The following is a 13,430-nucleotide window of genomic DNA, read 5'->3' as shown; positions in this document are numbered from 1 at the left end:
CCGCCCCACCCGGGCGGGGCGGCCTACCCGAGCCCCAACAGCTTCCCGCCTTGGTAGATCGCGAACGAGAACCCGTAGGCCAGCGCGAACATGTACCCCCACATCACGGCCGGCCAGAACCACGAGTTCAGCTCGCGCTTGGCGATCGCGAGCGTGCTCATGCACTGGAGCGCGAACACGAAGAACACCAGCAGGCTGACCGCCACGAGCGGGGTGAAGACCGGCGTCCCGTCGGGGTAGCGGTCGGCCTTGATCGCGTCGCGGAGGGCGAGGCTCTCCTCGTTCGCGTCGGCGCCGGCGCTGTAGATCGTGGCGAGCGCGCTCACGATCACTTCGCGAGCGGCGAACGAGGCCACGATGCCGGCCGAAATCTTCCAGTCGAACCCGAGTGGACGCATGATGGGCTCGATGGCGTGTCCGAACCGGCCGATGAGGCTGTTCCGCACCTGGTACCCGGCGATCTCGTTCTGGACCGCCGCCCGCTCCACGTCCGCCGCCTCCAGCGCCGACTCGATCGACGCCCGCTCGGTCGCGTGCAGCTCGGCCGCGGCGGCGGGGTTGATGCGGACGAGCGACTCGGTCGCCTCCTCGACTGCCACGTCCGCCGCCGCCGCGCGCGCGGCCAGCTCCGGGGGCGGCTCCACCTTCGGGTAGCTCGCCATGAACCAGAGCACGATCGAGAGCGCGAAGATGATCTTCCCCGCGCGGACCACGAACACCTTCGAGCGGTCGACCATGCGCCGCCAGAGGTACTTCGGCTGCGGCATCCGGTACGGCGGCAGCTCCATCACGAACGATGAGCCCTCGCCCTTGAACACGAACCGCCGCAGCACGAGGGCCGACACAAACGCCATGACGGTCCCCAGGACGTAGAGCCCTGTCATCGCCAGCCCCTGGTACCCGACGACGCCGAACAGCGTGCCGGCCGGGATGAACGCGGCGATAAAGAGGACGTAGACCGGCAGCCGCGCCGAACACCCTTGCAAGGGCACGACCATGATCGTGATGATCCGGTCGCGCTCGTCGGCCAGCGTGCGCGCGGCCATGATGCCGGGGATGGCGCAGGCGTAGGCCGAGAGCATGGGCACGACCGACGCCCCACTCAGGCCGACCCGGCGCATGGCGCGGTCCATGATGAACGCCGTCCGCGCCATGTAGCCCGAGTCCTCCATGAGGCCCAGGAACAGGAACAGGAGGAGGATCTGGGGCAGGAACACCAGCACGTTGCCCACGCCCGAGAGCGCGCCCTCGACGAGCACGTCCTCGAGGACGCCGTCCGGCAGCACGGCGCGCATCCCCTCGCCCGTCACGCCCACCAGCCACTCGATGCCGTCCATCGCCGGGACGGCCCAGCTAAAGACGGCCTGGAAGATGACGAGCAGGACGCCGCCGAAGATGAGCGGCCCCCAGATCCGGTGCGTGACGACGGCGTCGATCCGGTCCGAGAGCGTCCGCTCGTCGGCCGCGGCCGTGTGCTGGACGACGCGGGCGGCGACCGGGCTGATCCAGCCGTAGCGGCCCATCATCTCGGCCATCTTGTACGGGACCGGCCGGGCCTCGAACTCGGCGCGCGTGTCGAGCACGGCCTGGTGGAAGCCCGGCGCCCGCCCCGCCCAGGGCGCGAGCAGCGGGTCGGCGGTGAGCGCGCCGAGCGCCTCGAAGCGGCGGCGCGCGGCCGGCACGTCGGGCGCCTCAGCGCCCAGCCGTTCGGCGAGCGCGTCCAGCGCCTCGTCCACGGCCGGCATCGCCTCCCAAGCCACCCCGCCCGCGGGGCGGGGCGGGTCGAGCACGGCCCGGCGGAGCGCGTCCAGCCCGTCGCCCGTCTTGGCCGAGATGGGGACGACCGGCGTGCCGAGCGCGTCGGCGAGCGCGTCGGCGTCGACCTCGATGCCGGCCTCGGCGGCCGCGTCGGTCATGTTGAGCGCGACGACGACCGGGAGCCCGAGGTCGAGGACCTGGGTCACGAGGTAGAGGTTGCGCTCGAGGTTCGTCGCGTCGACGACGCACGCGACCACGTCGGGCGCCGGCTCGCCCGGGATCCGCCCGACGAGGGCGTCGAAGGCGACGCGCTCGTCGACCGACTTGGGGCTCAGGCTGTAGGTGCCCGGCAGGTCGACGACCTCGACGCCCTCCGCCCCGCCCCGCCCGCTCCGGGCCAGGCGGCCCGACTTGCGCTCGACGGTCACGCCGGGGTAGTTGGCCACCTTCTGGTGGCTGCCCGTGAGCGCGTTGAACAGCGTCGTCTTACCCACGTTCGGGTTCCCCGCGAGCGCCACGGTCTGGACTCGGGCCGGGGCGGGACGCGTCGCGGGCGGGGCGGGGCGGAGGGTCTCCACGGGCAAACCGGGGCGGGGTGGGTTAGGCCGGAGTAACGATCACGTGCGCGGCCTCCTGCTTGCGGACCGAGAGGTGGAACCCGCGCACGCGGAGGTCCATCGGGTCGCCGAGCGGGGCGAGGCGGACGACTTCGACGGTCGTCCCGGGCACGAGCCCCATCTCGAGCAGCCGGCCCGGCGGGTCGCCGGCGGCGTAGCCCGTGACGGTCGCGCGGGCGCCGGCGGCGAGCGTGTCGAGCGTGACGGACAAGGCGCTACCCGTCGGCGTCCGTCGCGAACAGGCCCATGGCCACCTCGCGGCGGAGCGCCACGCGCGCGGCGCCCAGGCCGAGCACGCACTTGTCGCCGGTCGACATCACGCAGGCGTCGCACCCCTCGCGGACGCCGAGCTCGCGGAGCCGGGCGCACGTGGCCTCGTCGAGACCCATGAAGCACAGCCGGACCCGCTTGCCAGCGGCGAACGCAGTGACCGGGGCGGGGCTGGCAGACATGGCGGGCGCCGGCGGGCGGGGTGGCGGGTTATCTGGACGGGTTCTAAAGGTACGGCTCTGCCCGCCGACGCGGTTCCGCCCGACCGCCCCGCCCAGCGAATTCTCTCGGGCAACGGGGGCGGGCGGGGCGGTAGGGGCGTATCGGCCTGCGGCCCCCTCATGTGAAATCCCGCCGCCCCGCCCGAGTGCCGCGCTACACAACTCGTCGCGTCCTGTGGAACGGGGCAGGGTGGCGCGACGAGGGCATCGCCCCGCCCCCGGGTGGCGAGGCACCATCTGATCATCCGCCCCGCCCTAGCCGAACAGGGTGTCTTCCAGCTTGCGCAGGCGGTCCTCCTCGCGAGCGGCACGGGCCTCGGGGCTCTCGAACTGCTCTCGGTTCTCGTCCGACCGCTTCTGCTCAGCCTCTTCGCGGGCCGCCTCGCGCTCGGCCGCCTTCTCGGCCGCGATCTCTTCGGCGACGAGGTCGGCGAACGGCTCCTGCGCCCGGGCGAACATGACGTGGACCTCCTCGACCGGCGACCCGGCCGCCGCGCGTTCGCGGTAGAGCCGGAGGCACCCGTTCCAGAGCGCCCGCCGGAAGCCCCACTTCTCCACCGAGTACGACCCCGCCCGGCGCTTGCCGGCCGCGTTGACCCAGTTGAGCTGGACGTAGAGCTTGGTCTTGTCCCCCTCGGTCTTTTCGCGGACCGAGAGGCCCACGACGCCCGTGTTGCTCCACGCCTTGCGCGGCTTGGGGTCGTCGGGCGGGGTGATGGACGCGAGGAGGTCGTCGCGGTACGTCATGGCAGCGTCGAGGGCGGCATCGCGGCCGCCGTGCTTGGCGTCGGCGAAAAACTTGGAGAGCCGCGTCCCGTCGCGCCGCGCGCGCACCTGCCACCCGTGCGTCGGGTGGCGGCGGGGGTGGGCCTCGGAGGGCTCAATGTCGATCCGGGTGACGTGGTGGAGCCGGCGCTCCCCGCCCCCTTCCGTCTCGTGTGTCTTTGCACAGCCCGCGGGGGCCACGCCGTCTGTCTCAAGGTCCATCAGGCTCCGGTGGGCGGGGCGGAAGCGGAGGGCTCGACGGGCCGCTAGCGCGCGGCCGGGGCCACGGCTTCGACGCGCGTGACCTCGGGGACCGCACGCTTGATGGCCTGCTCGATCCCCGCGCGCAGCGTCATCATGCTCATGGGGCACGTGCCGCACGCGCCGAGCAGCTCGAGCTCGACGACCATGTCGTCGGTCACGTTCTGGAGCCGGACGCTCCCGCCGTCGGCCATCATGTAGGGCCGGATGGAGTCGAGAGTGGTCTCGATCCGCTGGCGGAAGTCGGGGTCGGCGGGGTCGAGTACAGAAGCGTCGGCCATGTCCGCAGAAGGGTGAGTCGGGAGGATAACACCGGGCCGGCGGTCGGTCCGGCTTGGGTCGCGTGTGCCGGAGAGACGCGCTGGGGAGCGGGAGTCGTACCCGCCGCCCCGCCCCGGCGGCCGTCTTCACGTTGCAGGACGCTGCGGGTGGGGTGGGACTTCGTCTCCAGACCGCCCCGCCCTCGCCCTACTTGTACAGGATCTCGATGGGCTGCGTGGGCGGGGCGGCGTCGTTGCGGCGCTCGACCTCCGCCACGACGCGCTCGGCGGCCTGCGCGAACGCCCGGGCCGCCGCGCTCTCTGGCTCCTTCAGCACGACGGGCGTCCCGCGGTCGCCGGCCTCACGTGTGGCCTGCTCAATGGGGACTTCGGCCAGAACCGGCACGTCGAGCTCGGCGGCCAGCTTCTGCGCGCCGGCCTCGCCGAACAGGTAGTACCGGCGGTCGGGGAGATCGGGCGGGGTGAAGTACGCCATGTTCTCGACCACGCCGAGCACGGGCACGTGGACGCTGCGGAACATGGCGACCGCCTTGCGCGCGTCGGCCAGCGCCACGTCCTGCGGCGTCGAGACCACGACGGCGCCGGTCAGCGGGACCGTCTGGACGAGCGTGAGCTGGATGTCGCCGGTGCCGGGCGGGAGGTCGAGGACGAGGTAGTCGAGCTCGCCCCACGCGGCCTGCCCGAGCAGCTGGCGCACGGCGCTCGACACCATCGGCCCGCGCCAAATGACCGCGTTCGCGTCGTCGACCAGAAACCCCATCGACAGCACCTTGACCCCGTAGCGGACGAGCGGGACGATGTCGCGGTCGTCGTTCACGCGCGGCTTCTCGCTCGGCGGCACGCCGAACATGAGCGGGACGCTCGGGCCGTAGATGTCGGCGTCGAGGAGCCCGACGGCCGCCCCGCCCTCGGCGAGCGCGACGGCGAGGTTGGCGGCCACGGTGCTCTTGCCCACCCCGCCCTTCCCGCTCGCGACGGCGATAAAGTTTTTGACTCCGCGGACGCCCTTCGGGGCCGTGGGCGGGGCGGGGGCGGCGGGCGGCGTGGGGTCGGCCATGGGTCTCGGGGAAGCTCGGGGAGGGCACCCGGCGGGCGGGGCGGGGTTCCGCGCTCCCCGCGCCTTCCCCCGACGTTCGCCCGCGCCACCCCGCCCGAGTCGATTCGCCGCGTGGGCGGGGCGGGGCGGGGCGGGAGCCTACGCCTGCTCGGCCGCCCAGAGCGCGAGCCCGTGCCGAAGCGCGCCGGGCGTGGCGACGTACCCGCCCGCGCCGAGCGCGCGGACGACGGCGGCGAGCACCAGGACCGACGCGGCCGCCACGTCTTCCCGCCCCGCCAGCGTGTCGGGCGCGAGCGCGAGCGCCTGGGCCGGCGTGAGCCCGAGGAGCCGGTCCCGCCACGCCTCGATCTCGCCCAGGGGCACGAACGGGGGATCGCCGGCGGCCTCGGACAGCCGTGCGAGCAGCCGCGCCACGCTCCCGGTTGCGAGCAGAGGGAGGCCACGCACGGCGTCCCGGTCGACGGTCGCGAGCGCCGCCGCCACGTCGGTCTCAGCCACGCGGACGGCGGACGGGGCGGGCGGGCGCTCGCCCAGGTGCCGCTCGGTCAGGCGGACGCTCCCGACGTCCAGGCTCGTCCGGTACGTCACCCCGCCCGCGCGCGTCCCGGCGACGACCTCGGTCGAGCCGCCGCCCACGTCCACGACGGCCGCTTCGGCGACGTCGGGGAGCAGGGCGAGCGCGCCGCGGAAGCTCAGCGCGGCCTCCTCGACGCCCGGAATCACGCGATAATCCAGGCCGAGCGCGTCGCGGACCCGGTCGCGGAGCACGCCGACGTTTTGGGCGTCGCGGCTCGCGCTCGTCGCCCCGATCACGACGCGCTCGGCGCCGAGCCGGTCGGCCGTCGCGCGGGCCGCCGTGAGGCGGTCGACCACGCGGTCCATCGCGTCGTCCGCCAGCCGCCCCGAGGCGTCGACGCCCTGGCCAAGCCGGGCGAACCGCTCCTCGTCGGCGACCACGTCGAGGCGGCCGTCCTCCACGTCCGCGACGAGGCTGACGACCGTGTTCGTTCCAACGTCGATGGCGCAGACGCGCATGGGGTACGGGGTACGGGGTACGGGGTACGGGGTACGGGGTACGGGGTACGGGGTACGGGAAGATGCCGGCGGGCGGGGCGGCGGGCTACCGGGCGGGGTGGACATCGGCGGAACTTTTCGAGGGCCGCCCCGCCCGCGCGATCCCTCATCCCTCATCCCTCATCCCTCATCCCTCATCCCTCATCCCTCATCCCTCATCCCTCATCCCTCCGCAGCACGCACGCCCACCACTCGTTCTCCGACGCCTCGTGCTCCAGCGCGAGTCCCGCCCCGCCCGCGGCATCGAGGAGCGCCTCTCGCTCGGTCACGAGGAGGCCAGCCAGGACGATGGGAGCACGGGGCGTCGCCTTCTGCACGAGGTCCGGGAGCATGGGCACCAGGACGGACCGGATGATGTTGGCGAGGACGAGGTCGAACCCGTCCTCCGGCACCACGTCGAGCGAGCCCTCGCGGACCTCGAAACGGTCCTGTACGCCGTTGCGGGTCGCGTTCTCGTCCCCGTTCGTCACGCTCCACGGGTCGATATCTACGCCCAGCGCCGACGAGGCGCCGAGAGCGAGGGCGGCGATAGATAGGATGCCTGTCCCGGTCCCTACGTCGAGGACGCGAGCGTCCGGGAGCACGATGTCGGGGAGGAGCCGGAGCACGAGCCGCGTGCTCTCGTGGTAGCCCGTCCCGAACGCCATCTTCGGGTCGACCGTCAGCCGTGTGCGGCCGTCGTGCTCCGGGCCGAGGTCTGCCCACGACGGCGCCACCACGAACGGGCCGGCGACGACCGGCTCCAGGCTGGCCTCCCACGTCGCGTTCCAGTCCTGGTCCTCGACCGTCTCGGCGCGCCACCCCGCCCCGCCCACGCGGCGGTCAACGGCCTCGCGCGTCGGGGCGTCCCACCGGGCGACGGGCGCATAGGCGACGACGCCGTCGTCCGTCTCCTCGAAGGCGTCGAAGCCCCAGTCCGCGAGGTCGGCCACGAGCGCTTCGCGGGCGTCGGGCGAGACGGTGAGCGTGAGGCGGAGCGTGTCGGGCATGGGCGGGGCGGGCGGGGCGGGCGGGGCGGGCGGGGCGGCCCCTACGCGCCCCGGCGGGCGGGGTGCCCCACGCTACCGCGCGCGGACGACGCGGACGCCCCGTTGCACGTCTGGGTCGACGGCCCCGGCGAGCGCGCCGGCCGCTCCCGTCGCGTCGGCCTGGTGGTGGAGCACGTAGGCGCCGGCGGGGAGGTCGACCACGCCGCGGAACTGGCGGAAGACCGGGGATCCGCCCACGGGGTCGGTGTTGTCGCGCGTCATCTCCCATACGCGGCGGCCGTCCTCGTCCACGATCCAGCCCGTCTCGACGAGGACGTCGCTCATAAACACGCCGGCGCCCGCGACGGCGAGTGCCGCGCCGGCGTCGAGCGTGAAGGGCACCGCCTGCTCCGCCCCGCCCTCGCCCGCGACGGCCTCGGCGAGCACCGTCTCGGTCTCCGGGGGCGGGGCGGGGCGGCCGACCGAAACCGGGTCGAACGTGGGGTCGAGGGCGTAGAGCACGACGCCCCACAGCTCGGCGCGGGGGCCACCCTCGCCCCTGAACCCGCTTTGGCAGTCGTGCGAAGCGTCGGTCTCGTAGCGGAGCCGGTACGTGCCGGCGTCGAGCGAGAGCGCGGCGGTTGCCTGACGGTTTCGGTCCGCCCCGCCGGCGGGTTCGAGGTCGCTCCGGGGCATCTCCCACACCTCGTCCCACCCGCCCCCGGGCTCCTCGCGGTCGAGAGCGCCCCAGTCGTAGCGGCTGCCGCCGACGACCTCGCCGACGGTGACGACGAGGACGTCGGCGGGGGCGTCGAGCGTGAAAACGATCGTGGAGGCGTCGTCTGGGCCGGCGCACCGGATGGCCGCGATCTCGGGGAGGTCTACGTCGTCCACGTCGAGCGGGGCGACGGCCGCCCCGCCCTGGACCTCCATCCCCCACTGCCACGGCGCCCAAGGCGGGTTGGACGTCCACGAATCGTAGGCGTGGTCGCGGTCGGAGAGGTAGACGGCGCGGTAGTAGCCGGGCGCGAGCGCGAGCTCGCCTGTAGCGAGCCGGTTCTTGAGCGACCCGCCCGCCCACGCCGTCCGCTCCGGGCGCGCGGCCCAAACGGTGTCGCGGGTGCCCAGGCGCACGACGAAGGCCGAATCGGCGAGGACGCCGTCGGTCGCCTCAACGAGCGCGCGAACGCGGACTGGGGTCGGCGCCGTGACGCGGAACAAGGACTCGCGCCGCTCGCCGCTGCCGACGCCCCAGGCGCGCCAGACGACCGCCGAGTCCGCCCCGCCCCGATTGGCGCCCGCGTCGTCGGCCGGGTCACCGTCGATGTGCTCGACCGCCCCGCCCGCGCCGGCGGCCCGGACGACGAGCCGCCACCGGCCGGCGTCGCCGCGCCACGCCCGCCCGCTCCGGTTGAGCGCCGTCCGCAGCCGCTCGCCGAGCGACGGGGACGGCGGCGCCGGGGCGCGCACGAGCGGGTCGCCGTAGGACGCGACGTAGGCGTCGTAGAGGCCGGCCGGCAGGCGCACCGTGTCTTGGACGGCGGCGAACGTGCCGCGGGCGGGGCGGGGCGGTCGCATCCGCCAGACGACGGCGCCGTCCGCGCGGCGGACGATCCAGGCGGTCGCGGCGAGCGTCGTGTCCGACGTCGGGCTCCCCGCCTCCTCGAACGAGCCGGCCGCGTCGACGGCGAGCACCGCCGGCCCAGACACCCGGAACGCCTGGTGCTCCAGCCGGTCCACGCCGACGCCCGCGAGCGAGACGACGCCGTCGGCGGCCTCGGCCCCCGACCGAACGGCGACGACGACGCCCAGGACGAGGAGGGCGAGCAGGAGCAGGCGGGACAGGGTGGCGCGCATCGCGGCCGCTACGGCGGGGCGGCCGCAGAGTTGCCGGGGCGGGGCGGCGTCCTGATCTTGCTGCAACTCCGGCTCCGGGCCGCCCGAACACGGGCGGCCGCCCCCACCCCTCCGCTCTGACCTACGCCGCCCCGCCCCGCGCCGTCGTCGCGACCCGCCCCCGGCGGCTCGGCGTTGGAGCCGTCGCCGTGCTCGGCGTCGCGGGCGTGGCGGCCGTGCGCGTGGTCGAGGCCGCCGCCCACACGCCGCCCCCGTTCGGGGTCGCGGTCGCGCTCGACCTGGCCGTCGTCGTGGCGCTCGCGGCCGCGTACGCGGCGCTCGTGGCGGCCGGGGCGGGGCGGCCGCCGTCGCTGCGCACGCTCTCGACGCCGCTCCTGGTGGCGCTCGGCGTGCTCGCCGTCGAGGCCGGCGTGGGATGGCTCCACGAGGGCGGGGTGGACCCCAAAACGGCCCTCCCGCTCGACCTCGCGACGGCGGTCCTGGGCGGCGTCGTCGGGGCGGCCGACGGCGTCTTGTCGGTGACGGTCCTCGTGGCCCTCCGCCCGCTCGTGCTCCGGCGGCCCCGGCGCGGCGTCGTGCTCGCGTGGCGCGCGCTCGTCGGGCTGGGTCTGACGACGGCCGTGTTGCTGGCGGGGCGGCCGGTGACGGAGCTGCCCCCGCCGGCGCTCTCCCTGCTCACGGCGGCGACCGTGCTCCTGGGCGCGGCGCTCTCGGCGCGGCAGTCGTGGACGGCGGCGCTCGGGCGGCGGCAGCGCGGGGCGGCGGCGGCGCTCGCGCTCGCGCTCGCGGCCGTCCTCGTGGGCCTGGTCGTCGTCCGCAGCGCCGGGCCGGCGACGCTCCCGGTCGGCGACGGGAGCGGGGCGGTCGGGGCCATCGGGTACACGTCGCTCCTCAGCCGCCCACTGGGGGCGGGGACGCTCCTCGTGACCGTCGTGGGCGGCCTCTACGCGCTCGCCGCGGGGCTCGTGCTCCTCCTCGGCGCGCCGGCCGCCGACGACGACCGGACGGGCGAGCGGCGGGCGCTCCGCCAGCTGGCCGACCTCTCGGGCCGGCTCCTCGACCGCCCCGCCCTCGCGGCCGCCGTTGCGCGGGGGCCGGTCGAGGCCGGACTGGGCGACCTCGCGTGGGTGGCGCTCTCGGACGTCCGCACCGGCGCCGTCGCGCCCGCGGTCGTGGCGGCCGAGGGCGTCTCGGTCGAGGCGGCGGCGGCGGCCGTCGACGTGGCGGCACTCGCCCGCGCGGTCGAGGACGGCGAAGCGCTCCTCCTCGACCACGCCGAGGCCGACCACCGCGTCCGCGCCCGGCCGGGGAGCGGCGTGGGCAGCCTCGCCGTGCTCCCGCTGGGGACCGCGCGGCAGGCGGGCAGCCTCGACGCCGCCGACGGGGGCGGGGCGGTCGGGCTCGTCCGCGGGGCGCTGTTCGTGGCCCGCCCGACGGCCGACGCGTTCGCGCCGGACGACCTGGCGGCGCTCGAAACGTTCGCCGGGCAGGCGGCCCTCTCGATCTCCCACGCCGACCTGTTCGCCGACGCCCTCGAACGCGACCGGCTCGCTCGCGAGCTGACGCTGGCCCGCGAGGTCCAGCGGCGGCTGTTCCCCCAGACGCTCCCCGATGTGGCCGGCGTCCAGATCGCGGCGGCCGAGCGCCCCGCCCGCGAGGTCGGCGGCGACTACTACGACGTCGTCCGGCTCGGCCCCGACTGCCTGGGCGTGCTCGTGGCCGACGTGTCGGGGAAGGGGGCCGCGGCCGCGTTCTACATGGCCATGATGAAGGGGACGTTCCAGGCCGGGAGCCGGCTGGCCCGCGCACCGGGCGCCTACCTCGCCGAAGCCAACGCCGCGCTCGGCCCGTCGCTGGGGCGGGGCGACTTCGTCTCGGCCGCTTACGCCGTGCTCGACGCCGACGCAGGGACGCTCGCGCTGGCCCGCGCCGGCCACACGCCGACGGTCCTCGCCCGCGACGAGGCCCGCCCGGACGGCGGGACGTGGCTGCTCCGCGGCGACGGCCTCGCGATTGGTCTCGACCGCGAGGGCGCCACGTTCCGCCGCGCGCTCGTCGAACAGACCGTCGCGCTCGTGCCCGGCGACACGCTCCTCCTGTACACGGACGGCCTGGTCGAGGCCCGCGACGCGGGCGGGGCGGAGTACGGCTACAGCCGGCTCGCTGCCTTCGTCGCCCGCCACCGCGACCGCGACGCCGAGGCCCTCCGCGACCTCCTCCTCGACGAGCACCGGGCGTGGTCCGGCGCCGACCCCGACGACGACACCACGTTCGTCGTCGTCCGTTGGGTCGGGCGGGGCGGTCCCACGCCCGCGCCCGCGCCGGCCGCCCCGCCCGTCACCGAGCGCCCCGCCTTCCCCACCCCGCCCGCCCCATGAGCCACTTTTCCGTCCGCTTCGACCGCCGCGAGGGGCCGCCCGAGGCGCCGGTCCGCGTGCTCGCCCCGTCGGGCGAGCTCGACGCCCACACCGCGCCCGACTTCGAGGCCGCGCTCCAGGCGTGCCTCGACGGCGGCGACGCCCGCCTCGTGGTCGACGGTGCCGGGCTCGACTACGTCTCGTCGGCCGGGCTCGGCGTGTTCATGGCGTTCGTCGAGCCGGCCCGGACCGCGGGGGGCGACCTGAAGATCGCGGCGCTGCCGGACCGCGTGTTCGAGGTGTTCGACCTGCTCGGCTTCCCCACCGTGTTCGACATGGCGCCGACGGTCGAGGCGGCCGTCGCCGCGTTCGACGCCCGCTGAGCCGTGGCCGCCCCGCCCGAAACGCTCTGGGTCCGCGGCCAGACGGCCGAGCTCGCCCGCGTCCGCCGGCGCGTGTCGGCGTGGGCCGAGGCGTCGGGGCTGCCGGCGCGGGCGGGGCGGCGCATCCAGCTGGCCGTCGACGAGACGGTCGCGAATGCCATCGAGCACGGGCTCGGCGCGGGCCGCCGCGTCGTCGTGCGCGGCGCGCCCGGGCGGGGCGGGCTCACGGTGACGGTCCGCTACCGCGGCGCCCGGTTCGACCCGACCACGGCCCCGACCGCCCCGCCCGACGCAGCCCTCCGCGCGCGGGCCAAGCACGGCTACGGGCTCCACCTCATCCGCCGCCTGGTCGACGACGTAGCCTACCGATGGGACCGCGGGACCAACGAGGTGCGCCTGACGGTGCGGGCCGCCCCGCCCCCAAACGCCTCGTAGGGACGACCGGCGATCTCCCGCTGCCAGTCCACGAGCAGAGCGGCCCGACGCAGAACCGCCCCGCCCTCAAACGGTGAGGGCGGGGCGGTCGAACAGGCGGTCCGGGCGGGGCGGCTACCCCTCGTGCTCGACCTGGAGGTAGTCGAGCTCGAGCGGCGTCTTGCGGCCGAAGATGGAGACCATCACGCGGACCTTCATCTTGTCCGGGTAGACCTCCTCGACGAACCCGGTGAACGTGTTGAACGGGCCGTCGACGACCTTGACCGGGTCGCCCGTCTTGAACGGGATCTCCGGCTGCTCGCCCTGGTCCTCGTCCATCCGCCCGAGGATGCGGCTGACCTCGTCGGGGCGGAGCGGGACCGGCTCGCCGTTGGCGCCGAGGAACCCGATCGTCGACGGCGCGCCGCTGATGAGCTCCTTGAGGTACGGGTCGATCAGGGCCTCGATGAGGATGTAACCCGGAAACGACGTCTTCTCGCGCGTCTTCTTCTTCCCCGCCCGCATCTCGAACACGGTCTCGGTCGGGATGACGATCTGGCTCAGCTTGTCGTCGTAGCCCAGACGCTCGATCTCACGCATGAGGTACTCCTCGACCTTCTTCTCGTGTCCCGAGAAGGTGCGGAGGACGTACCACTTGCGGACGGTGCGGGTCAAAGACATGGGGCGTGGGCGGGGCGGTCTAGCTTCCGTAAACGAGTTGGAGGACCAGGCTGATGACCTTGTCCGCCCCGAAAATGAACAGCGAGAGGACGAGGGACGCCAGAAGCGTAAGGACCGTGTTGTCGATCAGCTCCTTCCGCTTCGGCCAGTTCACCTTCCGCATCTCCTTGCGGACTTCGGCGACGTAGTTGCCGGCCGCCCCGCCCGGGGCCTTCGTTTGGGTTTGGGTCGCCATGCTGGAGGCCGCACGCGCGGCGGGTGTCGGAGGGGTCAGCGGGCACGGGCGGCAGGACTCGAACCTACAACCTGCGGTTTTGGAGACCGCTGCTCTGCCAATTGAGCTACGCCCGTTCAGCGGACCGCCGGCGCCCCGAGGAGCGCCGGCGGTCGGTTCAATCTACGGGCCGGCGGGGCGGATGGTTCGGAGGGACGGTGGAGAACCGCCCCGCCCCCACCCGAGCCGGTC

14 protein-coding genes and 1 tRNA gene are annotated in these 13,430 nt (G+C 74.8%); 3 read left to right on the top strand and 12 right to left on the bottom strand.

What is annotated here, in order from left to right; all coding sequences use genetic code 11:
- Nucleotides 1–23 precede the first annotated feature (23 nt).
- The 9 genes from feoB to RM540_RS13085 form a co-directional block, all read right to left on the bottom strand.
- Complete coding sequence (feoB, locus tag RM540_RS13125) at nt 24–2,336, bottom strand: ferrous iron transport protein B (RefSeq protein ID WP_311664830.1); 2,313 nt, start codon at nt 2,334–2,336, stop codon at nt 24–26.
- Nucleotides 2,337–2,358: 22 nt separating this feature from the next.
- Nucleotides 2,359–2,586 (bottom strand): FeoA family protein, encoded by a 228-nt coding sequence (locus RM540_RS13120; RefSeq protein WP_311664828.1) that lies wholly within the window; start codon nt 2,584–2,586, stop codon nt 2,359–2,361.
- Nucleotides 2,587–2,590: 4 nt separating this feature from the next.
- Nucleotides 2,591–2,827 carry a FeoA family protein gene (locus RM540_RS13115; protein ID WP_311664826.1) on the bottom strand — a complete coding sequence of 79 codons (237 nt, stop codon included), beginning with the start codon at nt 2,825–2,827 and terminating at the stop codon, nt 2,591–2,593.
- 294 nt (nt 2,828–3,121) lie between these two features.
- Nucleotides 3,122–3,853 carry a hypothetical protein gene (locus RM540_RS13110; protein WP_311664824.1) on the bottom strand — a complete coding sequence of 244 codons (732 nt, stop codon included), beginning with the start codon at nt 3,851–3,853 and terminating at the stop codon, nt 3,122–3,124.
- 44 nt (nt 3,854–3,897) lie between these two features.
- On the bottom strand, nt 3,898–4,173 hold the full coding sequence (locus RM540_RS13105) for a NifU family protein (RefSeq protein ID WP_311664822.1): 276 nt from the start codon (nt 4,171–4,173) through the stop codon (nt 3,898–3,900).
- A gap of 187 nt (nt 4,174–4,360) precedes the next feature.
- Nucleotides 4,361–5,230, bottom strand: coding sequence for an Mrp/NBP35 family ATP-binding protein (locus tag RM540_RS13100; protein ID WP_311664820.1), 870 nt, complete (start codon nt 5,228–5,230; stop codon nt 4,361–4,363).
- Between the two features lie 138 nt (nt 5,231–5,368).
- Nucleotides 5,369–6,265, bottom strand: a complete 897-nt coding sequence (locus tag RM540_RS13095) for a Ppx/GppA phosphatase family protein (RefSeq protein ID WP_311664818.1) — start codon at nt 6,263–6,265, stop codon at nt 5,369–5,371.
- Nucleotides 6,266–6,459: 194 nt separating this feature from the next.
- Nucleotides 6,460–7,293, bottom strand: coding sequence for a 50S ribosomal protein L11 methyltransferase (gene prmA, locus RM540_RS13090; protein ID WP_311664816.1), 834 nt, complete (start codon nt 7,291–7,293; stop codon nt 6,460–6,462).
- A 72-nt stretch (nt 7,294–7,365) separates the two neighbouring features.
- Nucleotides 7,366–9,129: a hypothetical protein gene (locus RM540_RS13085; protein WP_311664814.1), complete on the bottom strand. Its 1,764-nt coding sequence runs from the start codon at nt 9,127–9,129 to the stop codon at nt 7,366–7,368.
- Between the two features lie 188 nt (nt 9,130–9,317).
- Between RM540_RS13085 and RM540_RS13080 the strand changes: the two genes are divergently transcribed.
- From RM540_RS13080 to RM540_RS13070, 3 genes are read left to right on the top strand one after another with little or no spacing between them, the layout of a single operon-like run.
- Nucleotides 9,318–11,507: a PP2C family protein-serine/threonine phosphatase gene (locus tag RM540_RS13080; RefSeq protein WP_311664812.1), complete on the top strand. Its 2,190-nt coding sequence runs from the start codon at nt 9,318–9,320 to the stop codon at nt 11,505–11,507.
- A complete protein-coding gene (locus RM540_RS13075) occupies nt 11,504–11,869 on the top strand; it encodes an STAS domain-containing protein (protein ID WP_311664810.1) in 366 nt (121 codons plus the stop codon). Before RM540_RS13080 ends, RM540_RS13075 begins: the two co-directional genes overlap by 4 nt.
- A gap of 3 nt (nt 11,870–11,872) precedes the next feature.
- Nucleotides 11,873–12,304, top strand: a complete 432-nt coding sequence (locus tag RM540_RS13070; RefSeq protein WP_311664808.1) for an ATP-binding protein — start codon at nt 11,873–11,875, stop codon at nt 12,302–12,304.
- A gap of 114 nt (nt 12,305–12,418) precedes the next feature.
- Here RM540_RS13070 and nusG read toward each other — a convergent pair whose 3' ends face one another.
- The 3 genes from nusG to RM540_RS13055 form a co-directional block, all read right to left on the bottom strand.
- A complete protein-coding gene (gene nusG / locus RM540_RS13065; RefSeq protein ID WP_311664806.1) occupies nt 12,419–12,964 on the bottom strand; it encodes a transcription termination/antitermination protein NusG in 546 nt (181 codons plus the stop codon).
- Between the two features lie 19 nt (nt 12,965–12,983).
- On the bottom strand, nt 12,984–13,199 hold the full coding sequence (gene secE, locus RM540_RS13060; RefSeq protein ID WP_311664805.1) for a preprotein translocase subunit SecE: 216 nt from the start codon (nt 13,197–13,199) through the stop codon (nt 12,984–12,986).
- 43 nt (nt 13,200–13,242) lie between these two features.
- Nucleotides 13,243–13,315, bottom strand: a tRNA-Trp gene (locus RM540_RS13055).
- Between the last annotated feature and the right edge of the window lie 115 nt (nt 13,316–13,430).

This window comes from Rubrivirga litoralis (assembly GCF_031846415.1).
GTDB lineage: Bacteria > Bacteroidota > Rhodothermia > Rhodothermales > Rubricoccaceae > Rubrivirga > Rubrivirga litoralis.
Note: the sequence above shows the minus strand (reverse complement) of the source record. Positions and strands in the feature narration are given on the sequence as shown.